Here is a 21,895-nt window from a genome sequence, read left to right as displayed (position 1 = left end):
GATGGCCGTCGCGTTGACGGGCATCACCAAGCGTTTTGGCGCCTTCGTTGCCAATGATGGCATCGACCTTGCCGTGCGCCGGGGCGAAATTCACGCCATCATCGGCGAGAACGGCGCCGGCAAGACGACGTTGATGAACATCCTGTTCGGCCTCCTGCAGCCCGACGAAGGCTCAATCCGGCTTAACGACGAGGAGACGGTGGTCGCCGATCCCGCCGTCGCCATCAAGGCCGGTCTCGGCATGGTGCATCAGCATTTCAAGCTGGTTCCGTCGCTCTCGGTCGCCGACAATGTTTTTCTCGGCATGGAGATCCGCCGCCATGGGCTGATCGACCACGCCACGCAGATCGCGCGCACGCGCGAACTGTCGGAGCGTTTCGGGCTGCGGGTCGACCCGACCGAGCGCGTCGGACTGCTCTCGGTCGGCATAGAGCAACGCATCGAAATCCTGAAGGTGCTGGTGCGCGGCGCGCGCACCATCATCCTCGACGAGCCGACGGCGGTCCTGACGCCACAGGAGAGCCGTGAGCTGTTCCAGACGCTGCGCAGTTTCGTGGCGGAGGGTATGACGGTGATCTTCATTTCGCATCACCTGGAAGAAGTGATGGAAGTCTCGGACACCGTGACGGTGCTGCGCAACGGCAGGAGGGTGGCGACGCGCCCGACGGCCGAACTCAGCAAGGACGAATTGGTGCGCATGATGGTCGGCCGCGAGGTCAGCTTCGATCGCCGCCCGCGCGAACCGCTGCACGGCGAGGTGATCCTCGAAGTCGAGCAACTGTGGGCGCGCGACGACCGCCGATTGCCGGCGCTACGCGACGTTAACTTCACCGTCCGCTCCGGCGAGGTGGTGGGAATTGCCGGCGTGGCCGGCAATGGCCAGACGGAACTGGCGGAGGTGCTTTCGGGCCTGCGTCCGGCAAGCCATGGCGTAGCCCGGCTGAAGGGCCGCAACCTTGCCACCCTCTCCCCCGCCGAAATCCGCGAGGCCGGCCTTGCGCATGTGCCAGGCGATCGGATGGTCCGCGGGGTCGACCGCAATGCATCGATTGCGGCAAACATGCTGATGGGCCGCCAGCGCCGTGCGCCATGGAGCAGCAGTGGCCTGCTCAACTGGAACGCCATCGGCCAAAACGCCTCCAAGCTGATCAAGGATTTCGATATTCGCGCGCAAGGATCGGGCGATGCCGTCAAGCGGCTTTCGGGCGGCAATATCCAGAAGGTCGTGCTGGCGCGCGAGTTCACCAACGGCGCCGACTTCCTGCTGATCGATCAGCCGACGCGCGGCGTCGACATCGGCGCGCAGGAGGCCATTCATGACGAGATCATGCGCCAACGCGCGGCCGGCCGCGCAATCCTGCTGATATCCGTGCAGCTCGACGAACTTGCCGCCCTTGCCGATCGCATCCTGGTGATGTTCAACGGACGGATCATGGGCGAGGTCGCCGGCGATGATGCCGATGAAGACCGTATCGGCATGATGATGGCAGGCGTGGCTGTGCCGGAATTCGCCGCGGAGCTTGCATGATGCCGGAGTCTCCATGATGAACGACCGCTTGCGTGCCGTTTCCGGTCAGATCATTGCCGTCGCCGTGGCGCTGCTCATGGGCGCGATCATCATCCTCATGGTCGGTGAAAGCCCGGTACGCGTCTTCATGACGCTGTTGCGCGGCGCCTTCGGCGATCAGGCAAAGATTGCCGGGACATTGCTGCAGACGACGCCGATCCTGATCTGCGGCGTCGCTGCCTGCGTCGGCTTGCGCGGCGGCATGTTCAACGTCGGCATCGAGGGTCAGCTTTTCCTCGGCGGCTTCGCTGCTGCTTGGGTTGGCTTCGCCTTTCCGCTCCCCGCGGGCATTCACATGCTGGCGGCACTGGCGCTCGCGGTCGTCGCGGGTGCCGCCTGGGTCGCCATCCCTGCCTATTTCCGCGCCCGCTACAACACCAACGAAGTCGTCTCGACGATCCTGTCGAACTACGTCGCGGTGCTGCTGACCTCCTATTTCACGATCTTTCTGTTCAAGCGGCCAGGCGGCTGGTCGGAGACTCCGCCGATCCTGCCGACGGCCTATCTGCCCGGGATCTTCGACTTCTCGCGGTTGAACTGGGGCCTGGTCATCGGTCTGGTGCTGGCGATCGGCGCGGCACTTGTCTTTCGCTACACCAGTTGGGGCTATGGCGTGACGATGGTCGGCTCGGCGCCGAAATTCGCCGAATATGGTGGCGTCAACGTCAAACGGCAGGGCTTTTTGGTCCTGCTCCTTTCAGGCGCCGTTGGCGGCCTGGCCGGTGGCGTCGAGACGCTCGGCGTCCATCACCGGTTCATGGAAGGGTTTGCTCCCGGTTTCGGCTTCGATGGGCTTATCGCCGCCCTGCTCGCCAATGGCTCGCCGGTCGCCACCATCTTCACCGCGCTGTTCTTCGGCGCCCTGCGCAACGGGTCGCTGCTGCTCGAGGTCGATACCGGCGCGTCGCGCGAGATCATCACCGTGATACAGGCGCTCATCATCCTCAGCGTGTCGGCGCAGGTTCTGGTCAGGCGCCGCGGCGACAGCCAGGCAGGGGAGCGGCGATGGAAATTCTAGACAAGCTCGTCAACGTCGCGCTGATCGCCGCGACGCTTCGCACCACCGCGCCCATTCTTCTGGTCGCGCTCGGCGGCTCGTTCACCACCAAGGCCGGCATCTTCAACATCGGCCTCGAAGGGCAGATGCTGGCAGGCGCCTTCTTCGCCGTCCTCGGCTCGATCTGGACAGGTTCCGCGCTGCTGGGGGTCGCCTGCGGCGTCGCGGCAGCGCTCGCCTTCGCCTTGGTTTTTGCGGTTCTGGTGGTGAGTTTCCGCGCCAATGAAGTGGTTGTCGGGCTGGCGCTCAACATCCTGGCCGGCGGCATGACGATCTCGCTGATGAAGGCGATCTTCGGCACGCGAGGCTCCATTGTCGGTCAAGGCATCGTCGGCCTGCCGAAAGTCCAGCTGCCCGGCGCCCGCGACCTTCTCGGCTCATGGGCATCGCTGATCTCCGGCTTCACGCCGATCGTCTATGTCGCCTTCATCGCGGTGCCGCTGCTGGTCCTGTTCTACAACCGCACCCGCCTCGGGCTTTACATCCGCGTCGTCGGCGAGAAACCCGAGGCTGCCGAGGCGCTCGGCATCTCGATCACGCGTGTCCGTTACATCGCGTCGCTGCTGTGCGGATTTCTGGCGGGGCTGGCCGGCGCGCATCTGTCGCTCGGCTACATAACCATGTTCACCGAAAACATGTCGTCGGGCCGTGGGTTCATGGCCGTGGCGATCCTGATCTTCTCCAATGGTGATCCGCTCAAGGTGCTGGCCGGCTGCCTGCTGTTCGGCTTCGCCGATGCCTTCTCGCTGCGCCTGCAGACGTTCGGCTATCCGTCCTACCTGGTTCTCACGGTTCCTTATGTCGTCGCGCTCACGGCGCTGTTCGCGCTCTCCTATCGCGCGCGGCCAAAGATCATCACGGAGACGCTGGCGTCGATGCAGAAACTGCTGTCGGCAGACAAAAACACCGAGCCGGGCAGCAAACATCCCTCATGAAGGAAACCTCCATGGAACGCATAATCCTCGACGTGGATTCTGCCGGCGACGATATTCTCGCCGTGCTGTTTGCCGCGGCGAATCCAAATCTTCGGCTCGAAGGCGTGACCACGGTGACCGGCGCGGCCGGCCCGATCGAGCAGGTCACCAATGTCGTGCTCAACACGCTGGCGCTTGCCGGGCGCGACGACATCCCGGTTCACGCCGGTGCGTGGCGGCCGATCGTCGGCAACGCCAAGGCCGACATGGAAGCGCCGGTTCATTTCGAAAAGCGGCTCGTGGCGCGCTTCGGCGACCGCCTGAAGAAATTCAATCCACCGGCGCCGACGCCGGCGCGCCAGGCAACGCCGGGGCACGCGGTCGACTTCATTATCGAGACGGTGATGGCCAATCCCGGCGAGATCACGCTGGTGACGACCGGCCCGCTGACCAACGCGGCGATGGCGCTGCTGCAGGAACCCCGGCTGACGGAGGCGCTCAAGCGCCTGCTGGTGCTCGGCGGCAACTTTCAGACGCCCGGCAACATCACGCCGCTGTCGGAATACAACATCTGGGCCGACCCGGAGGCCTCGCGCATCGTGCTGAACGCCGATGTCGACAAGATCCTCGTGCCGCTCGACATCTGCGAGGACAACCGTGTCGCCGCCTCGATGCTGACGCGCGACGACCTCGCGGACATGCAGGCCGGCGCCAAGGACAATCCCGTTCTCGAGATGATCGCCGACAGCTTTCCGATCTATATCGACATCTGGCGCGAATTCTTCGATCTGGTCGGCTTCCCGATGGACGACGTGATCACTGTAGCGCTAGCTTTCGATCCGGGCCTTGCCACGATGACCGAGCCGCTGTTCGTCGACGTCGTGCTGGACGGGCGTATAGCGCGCGGACAGATCGTCGCCTATCGCGGCCGGCAATTGCTGCCCGGCGGCGGACCGAAGACCACGCGCATCTGCACCGACCTCGACGGCCGGCGCTTCCTCAACATGTTCAAACAGACCGTCGCGCAGTACGAGCGGGCGGCGTGAGGAACGATACGATGACCACTGCAACTCCCATATTGTTCGATTGCGATCCTGGTCACGACGACGCCATTGCGCTGGTCATGGCGCATCGCTCGCCGGCCATCAAACTGCTCGGCGTCACCACGACCTGCGGCAACGCAGAGGTCGAGAAGACGACGGCCAATACGCTGCGCATCCTCGAATTCATCGGCGCCGGCGGCGTTTCGGTGGCGCAGGGCTGCCATCGCCCGCTGGCACGGCCTCTGGTGCTCGGCACCGCCGACGGGCCAAGCGGCCTGGAAGGCTCCCCCTACCTGCCGCAGGCAACGATCAAGCCGGTCAAGCAGCATGCGGTCGATTTCCTCGCCGACACGTTGCGCGCCTCGCCCGAGCCGATCCTGGTTGTCGCCACCGGGCCGCTGACCAATATCGGCCTGCTGATCCTGAAACATCGCGACGTGCTGCCCAAGATCAAGGAACTGATCTGGATGGGCGGCGTGTTCTATCGCAGGAGCGAGATCATCACGCCGACCGAGTTCAATGCCTTCTGCGACCCGGAAGCGCTGAAGATCGTCCTGGACAGTAGTGTGCCGATCCTGATGGTCGGCCTCGATGTTACCATGCAGGTGCTGATCGAGGCGCCACAATATGCCGAGCTCGCAACCATCGACACGCCGCTCGGCCGGCTCGTCAACGACTGGCTGCTGTTCTACGAGAAGCTGCATCGCAACTCGATGGGCGTCGGTGGGGCGATGCACGATCCTCTGGTGCTGGCGCTGGCCATCGACCCGACGCTGGTGCGCACGCGTCCCGCCCATATCGGCGTCAATCTGTCGGGCACTTACGCATTCGGCGCGACCGTTGCCGATTTCTGGGGCGAGCGTGGCGAACAGGACAACGCCCGGATCGCGCACGAAGTCGATGCAAACCGCTTCTTCAAATTGATGTTCGATCTGCTCCGGGATTAGACTGGGTCTTTCGGTCCTAGCCTCCTGCGGATATACATCTCGCCGGACGTATATCCATGGGAGAGCGTGATGCGGGTCTCGAAGTGGGGCGACAGTCTCGCCATCCGTCTTCCCGCCGTTGTCGTCGAGGCGCTCGAACTCAGGGAAGGCGATGAGATTGAAATCCATGTGACCGATGCCGGACGGCTTGGCGTCGCGCGCAAAGCTGCGCCCGAGGAATTGCTGAAACGGCTTCGCGCCTTCCACGGTCGCCTTCCCGCCGATTTCAAGTTCGACCGGGAAGAGGCGAATGCCCGGTAGAACGAGCCGCGGAATGTTTATCAGCCGGTCAGTTAGGTCTTAGCGGCACATATCCTGTGCAGGCTTCCTTTTCCGAAGATCTGACCGACAGCCGGCAATCAGGATTGCGGAAGGATGACGACATTTTCCGAGTCCCAGAAAACTTCTGCCTTCTCACCCGGTTTCGGCAAGCTGGTACGCGTGCTCCGCTGGATTTGAACGCGAACGCGAATGCCGTCAGCCAGGCGGATGGTATAGAACGATCTGCTGCCGATGAAGATGACATCCTCGACCTGCCCGGTCGCCGATTGCGTGGTGTCATTGTCTCTGGCGAAGCGGAAGGACTCCGGTCGGATTGAGACGATCACCTTGCCGCGCAATTCGCCGGCGGGAACGACAGAACTGTGAAAGCGGAGCCCCGATGCGGTGACGGCAGTCATGCCGGAAGCATCGTCGCTTGCCATTGCCGCCTCGAACAAATTGGTCTCGCCGAGGAACTTGGCGGCGAACAGCGACTTTGGTGCCGCGTACATGATTTCGGGCCGGTCGATCTGAACGATGCGGCCTTTCTCCATGAGAACGACACGGTCGGAGAGGATCATCGCCTCGTCCTGATCGTGCGTGACGTAGACGAAGGTGGCGCCGGTCTCGGCGTGAATGCGCTTCATCTCGACCAGCATGTGCTGGCGGATCTTCAGATCGAGGGCGGCAAGCGGCTCATCGAGCAGCAGAACTTTCGGACCATTGACGAGCGCCCGGGCGAGCGCCACGCGCTGGCTCTGGCCGCCGCTCAACTCGTTGATATAGCGGTTGGCGAAGCTGTCGAGTTGAACGATATGCAGCATGCGCTGGACCCGCTCGCGGATTTCCGCCTTGGGCGTGCCCCTGACCTTCAGGCCGAAGGCGACGTTCTCGAAAACGTCGAGATGCGGAAAAAGCGCATAGCGCTGGAAGACCATGTTCACAGGCCGCCGCTCGGGCGGCTGGTCGGCACAATCCTTGCCATCGATCTTGACGGTGCCGGCAGTCACTGTCTCGAAGCCTGCTATGAGCCGCATGAGGGTCGTCTTGCCGCAGCCGCTGGGACCAAGCAAGGTGACGATCTCGCCCTGTTCGATGGACAGGCTTATGTCGCTCAGCGCCTGAAACGAGCCGAACATTTTTTGGGCAGCGGCGATCTCGATCACCGGTGGGCGAATAGTCATGCCTGTCGATCCTTATGTCACGGTACGGCCGGCGACGGCTGATCTTCTGCGCAGATGGCCGATGAGCCAGGCGATGAAGAGGATGGCGATCGAGAACAGGAGAGCGAGCGTGGAAATGGCGTTGATGAGCGGGGTGACGGTGCGGCGCATCATCGACCAGATATACATGGGCAAGGTCGTCTCGGTGCCGGCGACGAAGGACGTCACGACGAATTCGTCGAAAGACACGGCAAACGCCAATATGGCCGAAGCGATCAAGGTCGGTGCGATCAGCGGCAGCGTCACCTTGCCGAAGGTCTGGATCTGGCTGGCGCCCAGGTCGCGCGAAGCTTCCTCCAGCGACGGGTCGAACAAGGCAAGCCGGGCGCGCATCGCCACGATCAGGATGGGCAGGGCCAGCACAACGTGCGAGATGACGATGGTGACCGTCGAGAGCTGGACGCGTGCCTGGGCGAACAGCACCAGAAGCGAGACGCCGACGAAGAGGCCTGGAAGCGCGATCGGCGTCAGGCACAGCACCTCCAGCAAGACGCGACCTCCCGGCCCCAGGCGAAGCCAGGCGAGCGAGGCAGCCGCACCGAGGACAAGCGTGATCAACGCGGTGAAGCTGGCGACGGCGAGGCTCTTGACCATTGCCGAGCCTAGCTGGGCGTTGCCAAGCACATCGGCGTACCAGCGCAGACTGAAGCCGGCAAAGGGAAAGGACAGCGACGGGCTCGCGTGGAAAGAGAACAGAACGATAATCACCAGCGGCATCAGCAAGAACGCCAGGATCGACCAGACCACAATTCTGAGGACCACTGGCTACGCTCCCGCTTTCTTTGCAGGCCGGCGCTTCACGATCAGACCTGTTGCACGCCCAAGCCCCATCACGGCGAAGTAGATGGCGATCGACACCAGAAACATCAGGAAGGCCTGGGCGGCACCGAGGGGCCAGTTTCCGGTCTTGCGGAACTGATCGGCGATCAGCAGCCCCGTCGTCTGGCCCGACGAGCCGCCCAGCATCTGCGGCGTGACATAGTCGCCCGCGACCATGACGAAGGTCAGCATGAAGGCGCCGACCAGCCCGTTGGCGGCGTTGGGCGCGATGACGCGGAAGAAGGCGCCAAGCGGCGAGGCGCCAAGGTCGCGCGCGGCGTCAACAAGGTCCTTCTTGATCTCGCTGAGCGACGACACCACCAGCAGGATGCAGAATGGCAGGTAGATGTGGATCAGCGTGATCGCGACCGCAAACCGGCTGAAAAGGAATACCCCGACCGGCGTGTCGACGATGCCGGCCTGAAGCAGGATGGTGTTGAGGACGCCGCTGGTGCCAAGCAGGGTGCGCCAGGCATAGATGCGGACCAAATAGCTGGAGAACCAGGTGATCAGGATAAGATAGAGGATGACCTGCGAGCGGCTGACATAGACGAGGTAGTAGCCGACCGGGATCGCCAATACCAACGTGATCGAGGCCGTGACAAGCCCGATCAGGATGGCGTTGATCGTCACCGTCCAGAACAGTGGCGACATCAGCGAATTCAGGTAGTTCGAAAACACGAAGTCCGGCACGATCCTGTACGAGGCCGCCGTCCAGAAACTGTAGACGAACAGGATCAGGCTCGGCACGACGAAAAACACGACCATGTACAGAACGGCGGGTGCTGCCAGCAGCCCGCCCATATTAGAGCGCCGCGCGTCCTTTTGGACGCGCAAAGGACGCTCTAACACTTTAAATCTACGCATCGTGCTTTCCGAAAATCGAGTGCGATTTTCGGGCCGATGCGGTAATTCTTGATGCCTTCATGGACCGATCCCACGCAAGAACGCGCTATCGGCAACAACGCCGATAGCCAATTCTCAATTCAACCTGTTGAAACGGGGATATCTACATTCCCGCCTTGAATTCCTGCCACGCCGCGACCCAATCGTCGTAGGTGGCATGGGTGTCGGATGCCCGTGGTGGAATGCCGGGCAGGCCGGCTGCGAACATCGTCTCAATGGCATCATAATCGATGCGGCTGCGCGACTTCTCATCAAGCAATGCGACCGCCTTTTTGGAAACCGGCGCCTGAACCACAGCCATGGCGACCTTGGCCTGCACGGCGGGATCGAGCGACTGGTTGATGAAGGCGTGAGCGGCCTCGATATTGTCCGCCGAAATCGGGATGAACCAAGCATCCACCCACAGGACCGGGCCTTCTTTCGGCATGGCCATCTCGATCTTCATGTTCTGCTGGTCGGTCTGTGTGATGATAGAGGGATCGGCGCAAAGTGCTGCAACGACCTCGCCGGAAACCATGAGATTGACGAGCTCGCCCTGGTTGAGGGCGATGACGCGGGCCTGAGCGCGGTATTTGGAGAATTCCGCGAAAGTCTTGCCGAGCTCGTCTTTGGTCAGCAGCGGATATTTGTCGCCGAAACCGGCAACGCGCGCGGCGACCGGCCAGGAGCTTACCGTGTCGTCCATGATGGCGATCTTGCCCTTGAGCGAAGGATCGAGCAGGTCGGCGTAGGATGTCGGCTTGGCCAGCTTGTCGGCATTGAACAGGATCGTGTTGAACCCCCAGATATAAGGCGATCCCCAATGTTGCCCGTCGGCGAACCATGTCGGCTGGTCGTAGAACTGGCCGAAGAGGTTGTCGGGATTGTAGTTCGGCACTTTCGACATATCGATCGGATTTACGATCTTCATTTCCCGGACGTAGAGATCGGCATAGGCCTGATTGTATTCGGCCAAATCGATGGGCGGTGGATTGCCGGCCACGAATTTTGCCTGCACGTCATCCTGGTTGGCGATCGACGTGGCCTCGACCGTCACGCCGTTTGCCTTGCGCCAGTCCGAAAGCTCGTTGGTCAGGTCATAGCCTTCCCAGGCCATGACCTGGAGTTCGCCGCCCGCAGCGGCCTGCGCAGGCAGCGTGGACAGCCTCAACAGGAATGCCCCGCCTCCCAAACCGGCCATTCCGGTGAGTACGGCTCTCCTGCTGATCGCTGACGTGAACAAGCCCGAATTGACCTCGTCTCCTGCTTTGCGTGTCATTGCGAATTCCCCTTTTTTTGGTGGCAATTTACGACAATCTTGCTTTACAGGATATTGGATACAATAATCTTCAGAGTCAAACGAATTCGCCCTACCACCGCTCGGCTTTGATTGTCTTGCGAAGATTTTGCGGATGCGTCACGGCTATCCAGATCGGCTGCGCTCGCTTCAGCCGATTTTGAACGACAGGCAGATGTGCGCCCGGCTTCGACGCTACGAAAAAGGCTGATACAGCTGAAGCAGCATCAGCCGGCGGCTTCGCCTCGCTTCAGTTGGCTGACGATTTCTTCGGCCGCGTCGGCGACATGCTTCTTGAGCAGTCTCGATGTCTCGACGGCGTCACGCAGGCGATAGGCTTCAAAAATGTCACGATGCTCCTGCAGCGCTTTGGTCTGCGCCTTCAACGGCTCGATCTGCAGGCGCAGATAGCGATCCGCCGAACTGTAGAGCGTTTGTAGCACCGCCATCGAACGCGGTCGCATCGACGGCTCGAGCAGCGCCGTATGAAAGGCCCAGTTGAGACGGCTGAGCTCCTTCGGATCGCCCCTGGCGATAGCAGCCTCATAGTCACGAAGCGCTCGCTCGACATTGGCGATGTCCTGATTGGACAGGCGCGCTATGGCCTTCTTGACCAGGAAGGGTTCCAGCAGAAGCCGCGCGTCGAACAGGTCGATCGCATCGTCAGCCGATAGATCGGAGACGACTGCGCCGCGATGCGTCCTGATGACGACGAGACCTTCGGCTTCCAGTTGCAGAAGCGCCTCGCGCACCGGAATCCGGCTGACGCCCAACTCGGCCGCTATCGCCTCCTGGCGAATCTGGTGGCCGCCGGGATAGTCGCCGCCGATAATTTTGGCGGCTATATATTCGGCCACCATCGCGGTTACGGTCTGGCGCTGCAACAGAGGCTTGGGCGGTGTCGGCATGGCAGGCGCTTTCAGAATCGTTCTACTTGTCGCAGGATCGTATCCAATATTTCATTGAGGTCCAATGTCGGCGTTGCATCAACGCTGATCCGCATAATCAACCGTCTCTGGCGGCAGCGGCGCGCGCCCACGCACGCGTTCGACAAGCTTTTCCGCAATCATCATGGTCGGGCAGTGCAAATTGCCGCTGGTGATGCGCGGCATGACCGACGCATCGATGACACGCAACCCCTCGGTCTCGTGCACCTTGCCGTCGGCGTCGACGACCGACATGTCGTCGACGCCCATACGGCAGGTCGAGCACGGGTGGTACTGCGTGCCGAGGTTTTCCTTTAGCCAGGCAAGCACTTCGGCATCGGGCATCGTCCTGAGCCCTGGCGTCAGGGCTTGCCCGCGCATGCCGTCCCAAGCGCGTTGCTGGATGATCTCGTCGGTGTGACGCACGCCGTCGATCAGATCCCGCTGGTCCTGCGGATGCGCGAGGTAATTGGAAATGATCGACGGATGCATCCGCGGATCGGCTGATTTCAGTGTAACGGCGCCCCGGCTCTTCGGCCGCATCAGACAGGTCTGGTATTGGAACCCCTCCTCGATGTTGACCGTGCCGTGCATGAGTTCGCCCAGCATCGGCAGAAACTCGTGCTGGATGTTGGCATAATCGGCAGCCGCACTGCTCCTGAAGAATGTGCCGACCTCCCAAAGATTTGTCACGCCGAGCCCGGAGCGCAGGAACAGCCATTGCGCGCCGATCAGGCCCATCTTGAACATGTTCAGGTCCATGGCGGGGGAGACGCCGCGACGCGATGCCCGGTAACGCACCGAAACGGCGACATGGTCGACCAGCCCCTTGCCGACACCTGGCACATTAGCGACGGACTTGATACCCAGATTGCCCAGTTCGTCTGAGCGACCGACGCCCGACAGCAGCAAAAGCTGCGGCGAGTTGAAGGCGCCGCCGCACAGCACCACCTCGCGTCCAGCCTCGACTGTGTGGGTCGCGCCATCTGCCTCGTAGGTAACGCCGACCGCGCGCTTGCCGTCGAAATTGACCCGATGCACCAGCGCATTCAGCTTCAGCTCGACATTGCCCCTGCGCATGGCAGGCCTGAGATAGGCCCTGCCGCCGCTCGCCCGCACACCCCTGTCGATATTTGCCTGGTAGATATGGACGCCTTCCTGGCGATAGGCGTTGTAGTCGGGATTGAGTGGATGACCGGCCTGTTGGCCAGCCTCGAGAAACGCCTTGAAGACCGGCAGATCGCCTTTGAGCGTCGTAATCGCGATGGGGCCATCGCCGCCTCGATAGGCATTGGCGCCCTTGTCATAGGTTTCCAGCCTCTTGAAGTAAGGCAGGCAATGCGCATACGACCAATCCGGCAGACCGTCCTGCGCCCAGCCGTCGAAGTCGCGCGGATTGCCGCGGACATAGACCATGCCGTTGAGCGACCCGGAGCCGCCCAGCATCTTGCCCCTGACATGCGTGATCATGCGCTCGCCGAGCGCGGCCTCCGGTCCCGTCTCGAAACTCCAGGTCCGGCGCTGGTCGGTCAGCGGGTAGGACATGGCGGCCGGCATGCGCACGTAGATGGAATTGTCGCTCGGGCCGGCCTCCAGCACCAGCACTCGAACGCTCTTGTCCTCGCCTAGCCTGGCGGCGACGATCGAACCGGCGGCACCTGCCCCGACGACGATGTAGTCATACGCCTTGGAAGCCATGTCGAACTTACCTTCGCTTGCACCTGACCGGATGTTTCGGGCCAGGCTGAGTTCCTATGTTGCCCACCAGATGCTTTTGGTCCGGGAATACTGGTCGAGCGAATGAATGCCTTTGTCCTTGCCGCCGAAGCCGGACGTCTTGAAGCCGCCGAACGGAGTCGTGAAGTCGCCCTCGCAGAAGGCGTTGATCGCCACGAACCCCGCGTCGAGCGTGGCCGATGCCTCGCGAATTGCGTTTGGATCCTCGCCGAAGACATAGGCACTCAGGCCATATTGCGTGTCATTGGCGCTGCGGATCGCGCCGTCGAGATCGTCGTAGAACCTGACGGACAGAACCGGGCCGAAAATTTCTTCCCTCCAGGCCTCGGCGCTTTCGGCGACATTGAAAAGCACGACCGGCTCGACCAGGCGTGGCGATGCGCCTTTGGTTTCGGCTGCCGACACGCTGAAATCACTGTTGTGCCGCTTCTCGTTATCGATGGCGCGATTGACCTTGGCCGCATGGGTGTCGCTGACCAGCGGCCCGATGCGTGTGGCCGGATCGAACGGATCGCCGATCGGCCATTCCTTCATCTTCGCGGCGAGCATGTCGCGAAGATCGGCTTCCAGCGTGCGCGGCGCGAGAACCCTCGATATGGATGAGCAGAGCTGGCCGGAATTCATCAGGAAGCCGGTCGCAATGTCGTCGGCGAAACGGTCGAGCGATTTGACATCGGGCAGGATGATGGCAGGATTCTTGCCGCCGCATTCCAGCGAGATTTCCTTCAAATTCGAATCGGCCGAATAGTGCAGGAAGCGCCGTCCGGTGGCGGTCGAGCCGGTGAAATTGATCGCCGAAACATGATCATGCAGGCCCAGCGCCTTTCCGGCAACCGCGCCAGTGCCGGGCACGACATTGATGACGCCAGCCGGGAAACCCGCTTCGACCGCGAGTTCCGCCAGCCGCAGCGTCGTCAGCGGCGTATCGTCGGCCGGCTTGCAGACCACCGCGTTGCCGGCGGCCAGCGCCGGACCGATCTTCAGCGCCAGCGTGGTCAGCGGATAGTTCCAGGGCAGGACGATGCCGACCACGCCTTGCGGTTCGCGCACGATCTGGCTGAGCACGCCATTGCGACGGGCAGGGCTGAGATCGTAGGCGGTTTCGGTCAGGCTGGCATACCAGCGCAGCACGCCGACCGTCGTCGGCACATCGTCATTGTAGGAATGCAGGATGGGCTTGCCGACGTCGAGGCTTTCGAGAAGCGCCAATTCGAGCCGATTCTTTTCGACGGCGTCCGCCAGCGCGCGGATCAACGCCGCACGTCGCTCGTGCCCCATCGTGCCCCAATCTGCCTTCAGCGCGGCGCGGGCGGCGTGCACGGCAAGATCCACCTGCCTCTCGCTGGCAAAGGCGACTTCGCTGATCGTCTCCCCATCGAAGGGAGACATGATGTTTCTGACGTCGGAGCCGCCGTCGCGGGAAAACCCATCGCCAATCCAGGACGTGTCCAGCCGCCGCGCCATATCGCGGACCTGCTTCAGGTCGGACACGCCGAACATTGGAACTTTATCCATGCAATCCATCCCTGACACATCCATCGGCTGCGGCTTTCGAAGCGCAACCGACGACGCGGAGCTTTGCGTGCCGACCCAGACGTCCGCGTGGGATCAGGCGGCCCGGCGTGACTGCATCTGCTTGAGCTGCTCGATTGTCGCCTTGATCGTGGCAACGACGCGCTCGCGCTCCTCGCCGGCCAGTGGCAGTCGCGGCGCCCGGGTCCATTCGGGCGCGCCGTAGACGAGGTGCTCGGCCATTTTGATGTATTGAACGAGCTTCACATGCGTATCGAGGTGGAAGGACGGCGTCATGATGCGATAGAGGTCGCGTGCCCCGGCAAAATTCCCGGCCGCACACAGGGTGAAAATCTCGACGCATTCCTTCGGCCAGGCATTGGTCATGCCCGAAACCCAGCCCGTCGCGCCAAGCGACATGCTTTCGACGATCTGGTCGTCGACGCCGCAGAAGATATCGAAGCGGCTGCCCAGCTCGATGAACATGTCGGTGACCCGGCGCACGTCACCGGTCTCTTCCTTGACCGCCACGATGGTCGGGCATTCGGCCAGCACCTTGAGGATGGCGGGCGTGACGTCGACGCCATAGGCGATCGGGTTGTTGTAGATCATGATCGGCAGGTCGCTGGCACCGGCGATCGCCTTGTACCATTCGGCCGTCTCTCGCGGGTCGGTTTTGTAGCCGAGGCTCGGGAACACCATCAGGCCTTCGGCGCCGTAATCCTGGTACTTGCGGGCGCTCGCGGCCGCGCCCGCGGTCGAAATCTCGGCAAGGCCGGAGAGAAGCGGAACGCGGCCGGCAACGGCTTCCTTTGCTGCCCGGATGACGGCTTCCTTCTCCTGCGGCAGCAGCGAGGCGTTCTCGCCCAGCATCGGCAGCACGATAATGCCTGAAACGCCATTGTCGATGAGGCGGTTGATGCTCGCCTGCGTCGCTTCGAGATTGATCGAACCGTCCTGGTCGAGCTTGGTGGTAACCGCCGGGAACACCCCCTGCCAATGCGTCATCGTCTGGTCTCTCCTTGGACTCGCTTTCGCAATAATGTATCCAATCTACAATATTCTATTTGAAAGTCCACTATGAAATCGACCTTGCGGCAGCGCCGATACGGCCATGTCACACCACCGGAACGGGCGGATTTCCCTCGAAGCGCGGCACGGACACACGCACCCCCTCTTGCGCCGAGCGTCTGACCGCCAGTGCCGTTGCCAGCGAGGCGACGCCGTCCCAACCCGTCGCCGCCGGACGTTCGCCATGAAGCACTGCCGCGTCGAACTGGGCGATCGTGGCGGCGTAGAGGTTGGCGGGCTCGACCGGGATTTCCGTCATCTCGGTGCCGCGGCGAAGATAAACCCGACCGGACGGCGCCTCATCCAGGATGCCCCGGCCATAGATCGACCCTTCGGTGCCATGGATCTCAAGCGCGGTCTCGTGATGGGCGAACACCTGGCCCTCATGCATGTAGGCAATCAACCCGGAAGCGAAGTTGACGATGGATTGCACTTGGTCCTCGACACCATTCTCGCCGATCAGGCTGCTCGCCTTCATCGACATGACCTCGACCGGTTCGTCCGCGAGGACGAAGCGCAGAACGTCGACATTGTGCACGGTCAGGTCGTAGATGACCCCGCCCTGTTCCTTGTCCTTCGTGCGCCAGGTCTGCAACTCCTTGGGCAAGTATTCGCAATACATCGCGCGCGCGGCGAGCGGCCGGCCGATTTGGCCTGTCAGCACCAGGTCGCGGATCGCCCTGTGCGTCGCCGCGCCACGCATATGATGGTTCGTCGCCAGGACGACGCCGGCGCGGTCGCAGGCCCTGGCCATCTCGACGGCATCATACAGCGTCAGCCCGAGCGGCTTTTCGCAGAGCACGTGCAGGCTCGCTGCCGCAGCTTCGAGCGTGTCGTCGCGATGCCTAGCATTGTTGGTCGAGACGTAGACTGCATCGATCGCGGTTTCGGCAAGAAGCGATTTGAGGCTTGTCGCGGATACCGGTATCCCGAGATCGTTGGCGAACGAACGGCCGCGCTCCGCACTCCTGCTGACAACGGCCACCAACTCCGCATCCGGCACCGACTGGATTGCCTTGGCGACCCAGGAGCGGGCGATCTGGCTTGCCCCCACGATCGCCCAGCGGACCTTGTCCGCATCTCGACGCGCGCGGCTCGCGGCCGGCACCGCTTGGGGCGTGTCAGTCATGGAGTTCCCTCGATATCGCCGGGCCGACCGAAAAATCACTGAATGTGACTTCGAAACCTTCACGTTGCGGCGAGCAGCACATCATGCCGACATCGATCGTTTTCGAGGGTGGGAAATAGGCAAGCCGCACCGGCTTCCAGTGGCCGTCGGACGCATCCAGATACTGGATGCGGATCGCTTCGGCGTGGCGGGTCAGTCGGATCCTGACGCCGTCCGGACTTGCCGGAATGCTGACCAGCGACCAGTCGGACGCATCGTTGGTGACGACGACGGAGAAATACATCAGCCCGTCGGTGAATTCGATGCCGGCCTTGACCCAATGCGTCTCGCTCAGCCGGACCATCAATCCGGCCTGGTCGTAGAGCACCTTGTAGTCGCCCTTGACCGTGACCTCGGCGCTGAAGTCGCCCTCGACCTGGCGATAGAGGAAATGACCGCTGTCGCGCCAGAAATCGTAGAATGTCTCGCGCCAGAAATCGGTCTCCTTGCCGGTGCGCACATTCAAAGTGTTGCCGGAAAACGCGTGATGTGGTGGTGGGTTGAGCCAGGTCAGGTCGGTATTCTTAGATTTCGTCATCGGCTTTTGCCTGTTCGGTTCGCGTTGCGTGATGGGTTTTGCGCAGTCTGATTAGCCGGCAAAGTTTTGTCGGCGGCTACCTGAACCAGGTGTCCGACAGGCGGTAGCCCTCGGGAAATGGATCCTCCGGATCAACCCCGTAGTGGCTCACTCCGGTCAGCCAGGCGCGCCCGGAGATCTCAGTCACCACCGCGGGCACATTGCCCGCCATCGCCGTTTCAACGATGCGGCAATCGAAGACGGTGTCGAGAATCGAAGTATGCCGGAAGCGCTCGCCCACAGCGAGATCGCCGCGCGCATGCAGCAAGGCCATCCGCGCTGAGGTTCCCGTGCCGCAGGGGCAACGGTCGAGCCGACCGGGAGAGACGACCACGGCATTCTTCGAGGTCTTCACGCCGTCGACGACCCGCAGCGGACCGGCGAACTCGGTTTGGTTGACGGTGTTGATCGACGGGTTCTCCGGATGGATCGAGGGAAGCTGTTCGGCCGCTGCCGCCTTGATGCGTTCGCCGAGCTCGATCAGGTCGCGCGCCTCGTCGCGCGCCAGGGTGACGCCGACGTCCTCGGCATCGACAATGCAGTAGATCATGCCGCCATAGGCGACATCGACCCGTAGCGATCCGATCCCGGGCACGTCGACCATCCGGTCGCGATGCATGACGAACGACGGGACGTTGCGGAACGTGATGCGACGGCACTTGCCGCCACTGCAATCCGCCGTCACCTCGACCAGGCCGGCCGGCGTGTCCACCCTGACGATAGTCTCAGCGCCGCGCATCGGGATCATGCCCGCCTCGAGGGCGACCGTGACCGTGCAGATCAGGTTCGAGCCCGACATCGGCACGAAGTAGTCCGACTCCATGACGATCATGCCGATATCGGCGTCGGCGCGTATCGGCGGCGTGATCAGGTTGACGGCTGCATTGACGCTGCCGCGCGGATCGAACAGCAGCATGTTGCGAAGCCACGCGCTTTCGCGTTCCAGATTCTCCATGCGCTCGAACATCGTAGCACCCGGCGGCGGCAGGACGCCGCCGGTGATCACCCGGCCCACCTCGCCCTCGGCATGGGCTCCGACGACGGTAATGACGCGATCCAGGTTCATTGGCTTGTATCCTCAGGTCCAGGTTTGTCGACGATCATCACGCACCTGGTGTGCTTTTGTCGCAAGTGGTCCGCGTATTGCATCCAATATATTGGATTATTGCGGCGATGATTTTTTGTCAATGCGCTCATCGAAAAGAGTTGGCGTCCGGCATTCAGGCCGGCACCTACACGTAGTGATGGCGACTGGATCCACCCGGTTAGACGAAGACCATCGGGTGATGATCGACTATCCGGCTACAACCGCGTTCATGGCCGCACGCATCGTTCGAAGGCAGCCAAAGCGTCTTTCACATTTGGAAAGCAAAAATTGCTTCACAAGCTGTTTCACTTCGGCGCTTGGTAAAGCTCGGTCGCGGCCTCTCTCAGCGCGCGCCGGCTGTCTGGCCTGAAATACATCATGTGGCCGCCTTCCAGCAGGTCGACGCGGATGGGCTTCGCGCCAGGAAGCGAAGGAATCTGGCCGACAAGATAGCGTGACACCAAATAGGGTGTCACCAGGTCGGTGTAGCCGTTGACGATCAAAACGCCGAGGCCGGGGTTCAACGCGCGCGCCTGCTGAAGGTCATCCATCACGCCGACATAGCCCTGACGCGTCGGGCTCGTCCCATAATCCCAATTGCCGCTGACTTCACGGTTGAGAAGCCGATAGCTGAGATCGGTGCGGAATTTCAATTCGTCACGCATATAGCTGACAAAGGCGGAAGTGAGCACCGGCACGCTTCGGTCAAGGACCGGATCAGGACCGCTATATCTCGGGCTTTCCGGGGCGATGTCCGCCGTTTCGATCATGCCGTCATAGGCGCTGAGAACATTGCCCCTTGCCCGTGCAAACTCCCTGGCGAAGAGTGCGGTGGGAATGCGTGCAAAGTTTCGCTTGACGAGTTCAAGCGGCAGACCGGTGATTTCGGCCACGCGCGGGCTCGCCAGGCGCCCACCCTGTTCGAGCCCGCTGGCAAGCGCGACGAGATAATCGCCAAGCGCATAGCGTTCGACATCGGCCAACCGCTCCTGCAGCTCGGAACCGGTGACGCCTTCGCTGCGCAGGCGCACCGCCGCCAGCGACGGGAGCTCAAGCGCCCAGTGAAGCGGCTGGAACTCGTCTGGCCGCACGAGTGTGAACTCGAGCGCCGGCGAGATGAGCACGATGCCGCGAGGACTGATGCCGATATCATCCTGAAGCGTCTTGGCAAGCAGTGCCGCCCGAAACCCGCCATAGCTTTCGCCGGCAAGAAACACCGGCGATGCTGCGCGGCCCGCCTGTGCCAGATAGAGCCTGATGAAGGCGCCCATCGCGGCAGCGTCCTGGTTGACGCCCCAGAAGCTGCGTGCCTCGGTTCCGGGTGCTTCGCGGCTGTAACCCGTTCCGACCGGGTCAACAAAGACCAGGTCGGTCATGTCGAGCCATGTGTTCGGGTTGTCCAAAAGCCTCTGCGGCGATGGAAGAAAACTTCCATTAGCCGCCGTCGCCATGACGCGTGGACCGAGCGCGCCGATATGCAGATAGGCGGAAGCCGCTCCGGGACCACCGTTGAATACGAAAGTGATAGGGCGCTGGGGATCAGGTTCGCGGCTTGGCTCGGGGCGTAGCGTGTAGGCGACATGAAAAACTGCCGCGGTGACGTCGCCCTTGCCGGACAGCAACGACTGCGTGCCTGCCTTCGCCTGGTAGTTCAGCGTACGTCCCGCGATCACGATCGAATGATCAGAGACCTGGGGAGGCGGAAGCAGCGACAGAACTCCACCCGAAGGCGACGGCCGCTCGGCCACTTGCGCATGGCCGGCTGGAACGCCGCCAACCAGCAGCAGCATAGCGAGGGTGATTTCTAGCAGCTTGGTACGCATGACGACTCCGGAACGGAAACGACTGGAAACTACCACGCCGATGGTTCAGCCGAAATCACAGGATCGTGCAGGCCTTCGCTGCTGGAAGGAGACCTGTGGCTTCAACGCACGATCTTCACGCACATCGGCGTGCCGACATCGATGGACCGTCCGGTGTCGGCCAGCCGGCCGGTGGCCATGTCGCGCGCGAAAATCGAGATGCGGTCGGCGTTCTGGTTGGCGGAGAAGAGGTGGTGGCCCGAGGGTGTCAGTGCCAGATTGCGCGGCGTAGCGCCCCCACAGGGCGTGTAATCGACCAGCGCAAGCGCGGCTGTTTGCTGGTCGACGGAAAACACCGCAACGCTGTCATGGCCGCGGTTGGATCCGTAGAGGAAGCGGCCGTCGGGCGAGATCTGGATGTCGGCGCAATGATTGCCGTCACGCGCTTCGGCCGGCACGGCCGGCTTCGTGTCGATGACGGTGAGCCTTCCTGACACATCGTCGAGCGCAAGCGACACGACCGTTGAATCGAGTTCGTTCATCACGAACACGAAGCGCCCGCCCGGATGCAGCGCCACGTGACGTGGGCCGGCGCCTGAGGCAAGCACCGACTCCGCCAGTCTGGTCAGGCCGCCATCAGGCCCGACGCGGTACGAGACAAGCCGATCGATGCCAAGATCGGCGACGATCGCCACGCCGCCGGCAATTGTCTCGGTGACGCTGTGAGCATGGGGGCGTTCCTGACGAACTGTATCGGGACCAGTTCCGGCATGGGCGACGCTCGACAACGGCGCGGTCAGGCCGCCATCCTCGCGCAGCCCATAGACCGCGATCGAGCGATCGGGACCGCCTTCGCCCATGCCGTAGTTGGCGACTAAGAGCTTCGTCCCGTCGCGCATTATGGTGTTGTGCGCCGTGATGCTGCCAAGGGTCGGCTGCTTGTTGATGTAGGAAAGCGCGGCGGTCTGCCTGTCGAAGCGGTAGGCCGAGACCACGCCTTCGCGCCAGGCGAACACTTCGGAGTTGGCATAGATGTAGGAGCCGTCCGGCGTCACCGACAGAAAGGTCGGATTGTCGACGTCACCCGTCTCGGCCAATTTCCGCGTCTCCAGCGTCTCCTCGTCGAAACTGTAAACGCTGATCCCGACGCCGCGCGCGCCCTGAAAATACGGCGCCTCGCGGTTGAGGCTGCCAACGAAGACCAGACAGGCATTCTGCATCAAATCCTCCCTTGTTCCGCCGGCGTTGCCCGCCGCGGATTGGGGCAAAATTTCGCCTGTTCACGCTTGCAACACAACCCCATATGTGAAAATACTATTCACAAAAGAAGATTGCGGGAGGATCGATCATGCAATTTGCTGGCCCGCGGCGCGCCCGGACGGATGATCCGTGCTTCCAACGGATACCGTCATGACTGGTTTCGCGCCGACCGTCGGCGTGGCGTCGACACATCCCGCCAACATGCCGAAGGACCACGCCGATCTCCCGGTCTGGAACGCGGAGAACTGGTTCTACGAGGACTGGCCGGTCGGCCAGAAAATCCGTTCGCTGCGCAGGACCATGGCCGAGGGCGACAGCCACCTTTTCAACGCGCTGGTGCTCGATATCCACCCTTACGTGCAGGACCAGATGTTCGCCGAAACGGAAGGCATATTCGGCAAGCGCCTGGTCGCCGGCGCCTTCGTGTTCTCGGCCGGGCTCGGCCTCGTCGCCACCAATTGCGTCAACGCCTTCTCCTATGGCTACGACAAACTGCGCTTCATCAAGCCGGTGTTCATCGGCGACACGATCTATTCGATCCGCTCCAACCTCGACAAGAAACCCAAATACAAGGAGATGGGTCTGATCCGCGCCAGCTATGAAGTCTTCAAGGGTGAAGGAGAGCTCGTACTTTATTGCGAGCACCTGCAGACGGTGAAATACCGCAATCCGGCCGATTTCGCCGGCAAGACAGAGAAATAGG

The 21,895-nt window shown here is 62.2% G+C and carries 20 protein-coding genes; 7 read left to right on the top strand and 13 right to left on the bottom strand.

All coding sequences use genetic code 11. From position 1 onward, the window contains the following. The first annotated feature begins 1 nt into the window (after nucleotide 1). The 6 genes from EOC94_RS07535 to EOC94_RS07510 all read left to right on the top strand — a co-directional run bounded on the left by EOC94_RS07535 (nucleotide 2) and on the right by EOC94_RS07510 (nucleotide 5,828). Nucleotides 2–1,528, top strand: a complete 1,527-nt coding sequence (locus EOC94_RS07535) for an ABC transporter ATP-binding protein (RefSeq protein WP_185928193.1) — start codon at nucleotides 2–4, stop codon at nucleotides 1,526–1,528. Between the two features lie 13 nt (nucleotides 1,529–1,541). Further along, complete coding sequence (locus EOC94_RS07530) at nucleotides 1,542–2,585, top strand: ABC transporter permease (RefSeq protein ID WP_185928187.1); 1,044 nt, start codon at nucleotides 1,542–1,544, stop codon at nucleotides 2,583–2,585. Then, nucleotides 2,573–3,559: an ABC transporter permease gene (locus EOC94_RS07525; RefSeq protein ID WP_126103481.1), complete on the top strand. Its 987-nt coding sequence runs from the start codon at nucleotides 2,573–2,575 to the stop codon at nucleotides 3,557–3,559. Before EOC94_RS07530 ends, EOC94_RS07525 begins: the two co-directional genes overlap by 13 nt. 11 nt (nucleotides 3,560–3,570) lie before the next feature. Further along, nucleotides 3,571–4,584, top strand: coding sequence for a nucleoside hydrolase (locus EOC94_RS07520; RefSeq protein ID WP_126103482.1), 1,014 nt, complete (start codon nucleotides 3,571–3,573; stop codon nucleotides 4,582–4,584). 11 nt (nucleotides 4,585–4,595) lie between these two features. After that, complete coding sequence (locus EOC94_RS07515; RefSeq protein WP_127289509.1) at nucleotides 4,596–5,528, top strand: nucleoside hydrolase; 933 nt, start codon at nucleotides 4,596–4,598, stop codon at nucleotides 5,526–5,528. Nucleotides 5,529–5,597: 69 nt separating this feature from the next. Next, nucleotides 5,598–5,828: an AbrB/MazE/SpoVT family DNA-binding domain-containing protein gene (locus tag EOC94_RS07510; protein ID WP_126103484.1), complete on the top strand. Its 231-nt coding sequence runs from the start codon at nucleotides 5,598–5,600 to the stop codon at nucleotides 5,826–5,828. 98 nt (nucleotides 5,829–5,926) lie between these two features. Here EOC94_RS07510 and EOC94_RS07505 read toward each other — a convergent pair whose 3' ends face one another. The 13 genes from EOC94_RS07505 to EOC94_RS07445 all read right to left on the bottom strand — a co-directional run bounded on the left by EOC94_RS07505 (nucleotide 5,927) and on the right by EOC94_RS07445 (nucleotide 21,152). Then, nucleotides 5,927–7,012, bottom strand: a complete 1,086-nt coding sequence (locus EOC94_RS07505) for an ABC transporter ATP-binding protein (RefSeq protein ID WP_127289507.1) — start codon at nucleotides 7,010–7,012, stop codon at nucleotides 5,927–5,929. A 12-nt stretch (nucleotides 7,013–7,024) separates the two neighbouring features. After that, nucleotides 7,025–7,813, bottom strand: coding sequence for an ABC transporter permease (locus tag EOC94_RS07500; RefSeq protein WP_127289505.1), 789 nt, complete (start codon nucleotides 7,811–7,813; stop codon nucleotides 7,025–7,027). 3 nt (nucleotides 7,814–7,816) lie between these two features. Continuing rightward, a complete protein-coding gene (locus EOC94_RS07495) occupies nucleotides 7,817–8,737 on the bottom strand; it encodes an ABC transporter permease (RefSeq protein ID WP_245465519.1) in 921 nt (306 codons plus the stop codon). Nucleotides 8,738–8,879: 142 nt separating this feature from the next. After that, on the bottom strand, nucleotides 8,880–10,034 hold the full coding sequence (locus EOC94_RS07490) for a PotD/PotF family extracellular solute-binding protein (RefSeq protein ID WP_126103488.1): 1,155 nt from the start codon (nucleotides 10,032–10,034) through the stop codon (nucleotides 8,880–8,882). A 245-nt stretch (nucleotides 10,035–10,279) separates the two neighbouring features. Next, entirely contained in the window at nucleotides 10,280–10,960 is a 681-nt protein-coding gene (locus EOC94_RS07485) for a GntR family transcriptional regulator (protein ID WP_095483756.1), read from the bottom strand. A gap of 78 nt (nucleotides 10,961–11,038) precedes the next feature. Next, on the bottom strand, nucleotides 11,039–12,676 hold the full coding sequence (locus EOC94_RS07480; RefSeq protein WP_127289503.1) for a choline dehydrogenase: 1,638 nt from the start codon (nucleotides 12,674–12,676) through the stop codon (nucleotides 11,039–11,041). 54 nt (nucleotides 12,677–12,730) lie between these two features. Further along, nucleotides 12,731–14,230: an aldehyde dehydrogenase family protein gene (locus EOC94_RS07475; protein ID WP_127289501.1), complete on the bottom strand. Its 1,500-nt coding sequence runs from the start codon at nucleotides 14,228–14,230 to the stop codon at nucleotides 12,731–12,733. A 93-nt stretch (nucleotides 14,231–14,323) separates the two neighbouring features. Next, nucleotides 14,324–15,235, bottom strand: coding sequence for a dihydrodipicolinate synthase family protein (locus EOC94_RS07470; protein WP_127289499.1), 912 nt, complete (start codon nucleotides 15,233–15,235; stop codon nucleotides 14,324–14,326). A 109-nt stretch (nucleotides 15,236–15,344) separates the two neighbouring features. After that, nucleotides 15,345–16,427, bottom strand: coding sequence for a Gfo/Idh/MocA family oxidoreductase (locus tag EOC94_RS07465; protein ID WP_126103492.1), 1,083 nt, complete (start codon nucleotides 16,425–16,427; stop codon nucleotides 15,345–15,347). Beyond that, a complete protein-coding gene (locus tag EOC94_RS07460; protein ID WP_127203612.1) occupies nucleotides 16,420–17,004 on the bottom strand; it encodes a DUF1349 domain-containing protein in 585 nt (194 codons plus the stop codon). Before EOC94_RS07460 ends, EOC94_RS07465 begins: the two co-directional genes overlap by 8 nt. 76 nt (nucleotides 17,005–17,080) lie before the next feature. Then, entirely contained in the window at nucleotides 17,081–18,109 is a 1,029-nt protein-coding gene (locus EOC94_RS07455; protein ID WP_095483750.1) for a proline racemase family protein, read from the bottom strand. 326 nt (nucleotides 18,110–18,435) lie between these two features. Next, nucleotides 18,436–19,953: a peptidase S10 gene (locus tag EOC94_RS07450; protein WP_127289497.1), complete on the bottom strand. Its 1,518-nt coding sequence runs from the start codon at nucleotides 19,951–19,953 to the stop codon at nucleotides 18,436–18,438. A 101-nt stretch (nucleotides 19,954–20,054) separates the two neighbouring features. Further along, nucleotides 20,055–21,152, bottom strand: a complete 1,098-nt coding sequence (locus EOC94_RS07445) for a lactonase family protein (RefSeq protein ID WP_127289495.1) — start codon at nucleotides 21,150–21,152, stop codon at nucleotides 20,055–20,057. A gap of 190 nt (nucleotides 21,153–21,342) precedes the next feature. On the opposite strand from EOC94_RS07445, the gene EOC94_RS07440 reads away from it, so the two are divergent. Further along, the gene (locus EOC94_RS07440; RefSeq protein ID WP_095484001.1) at nucleotides 21,343–21,894 is read left to right on the top strand and encodes a MaoC family dehydratase; all 552 of its coding nucleotides are present in this window, start codon (nucleotides 21,343–21,345) and stop codon (nucleotides 21,892–21,894) included. Nucleotide 21,895: the final 1 nt, after the last annotated feature.

The organism is Mesorhizobium sp. M6A.T.Ce.TU.016.01.1.1 (assembly GCF_003997065.1).
Lineage (GTDB): Bacteria > Pseudomonadota > Alphaproteobacteria > Rhizobiales > Rhizobiaceae > Mesorhizobium > Mesorhizobium mediterraneum.
The sequence above is the reverse complement of the archived record's forward strand: the minus strand, read 5'-3'. Positions and strand labels throughout refer to the sequence as shown.

Coding starts and splice junctions, on each gene's coding strand:
- EOC94_RS07535 (WP_185928193.1), top strand. CDS start 2: ATGGCCGTCGCGTTGACGGGCATCACCAAGCGTTTTGGCGCCTTCGTT.
- EOC94_RS07530 (WP_185928187.1), top strand. CDS start 1,542: ATGATGAACGACCGCTTGCGTGCCGTTTCCGGTCAGATCATTGCCGTC.
- EOC94_RS07525 (WP_126103481.1), top strand. CDS start 2,573: ATGGAAATTCTAGACAAGCTCGTCAACGTCGCGCTGATCGCCGCGACG.
- EOC94_RS07520 (WP_126103482.1), top strand. CDS start 3,571: ATGGAACGCATAATCCTCGACGTGGATTCTGCCGGCGACGATATTCTC.
- EOC94_RS07515 (WP_127289509.1), top strand. CDS start 4,596: ATGACCACTGCAACTCCCATATTGTTCGATTGCGATCCTGGTCACGAC.
- EOC94_RS07510 (WP_126103484.1), top strand. CDS start 5,598: ATGCGGGTCTCGAAGTGGGGCGACAGTCTCGCCATCCGTCTTCCCGCC.
- EOC94_RS07505 (WP_127289507.1), bottom strand. CDS start 7,012: ATGACTATTCGCCCACCGGTGATCGAGATCGCCGCTGCCCAAAAAATG.
- EOC94_RS07495 (WP_245465519.1), bottom strand. CDS start 8,737: ATGCGTAGATTTAAAGTGTTAGAGCGTCCTTTGCGCGTCCAAAAGGAC.
- EOC94_RS07490 (WP_126103488.1), bottom strand. CDS start 10,034: ATGACACGCAAAGCAGGAGACGAGGTCAATTCGGGCTTGTTCACGTCA.
- EOC94_RS07485 (WP_095483756.1), bottom strand. CDS start 10,960: ATGCCGACACCGCCCAAGCCTCTGTTGCAGCGCCAGACCGTAACCGCG.
- EOC94_RS07480 (WP_127289503.1), bottom strand. CDS start 12,676: ATGGCTTCCAAGGCGTATGACTACATCGTCGTCGGGGCAGGTGCCGCC.
- EOC94_RS07475 (WP_127289501.1), bottom strand. CDS start 14,230: ATGGATAAAGTTCCAATGTTCGGCGTGTCCGACCTGAAGCAGGTCCGC.
- EOC94_RS07470 (WP_127289499.1), bottom strand. CDS start 15,235: ATGACGCATTGGCAGGGGGTGTTCCCGGCGGTTACCACCAAGCTCGAC.
- EOC94_RS07465 (WP_126103492.1), bottom strand. CDS start 16,427: ATGACTGACACGCCCCAAGCGGTGCCGGCCGCGAGCCGCGCGCGTCGA.
- EOC94_RS07460 (WP_127203612.1), bottom strand. CDS start 17,004: ATGACGAAATCTAAGAATACCGACCTGACCTGGCTCAACCCACCACCA.
- EOC94_RS07455 (WP_095483750.1), bottom strand. CDS start 18,109: ATGAACCTGGATCGCGTCATTACCGTCGTCGGAGCCCATGCCGAGGGC.
- EOC94_RS07450 (WP_127289497.1), bottom strand. CDS start 19,953: ATGCGTACCAAGCTGCTAGAAATCACCCTCGCTATGCTGCTGCTGGTT.
- EOC94_RS07445 (WP_127289495.1), bottom strand. CDS start 21,152: ATGCAGAATGCCTGTCTGGTCTTCGTTGGCAGCCTCAACCGCGAGGCG.
- EOC94_RS07440 (WP_095484001.1), top strand. CDS start 21,343: ATGACTGGTTTCGCGCCGACCGTCGGCGTGGCGTCGACACATCCCGCC.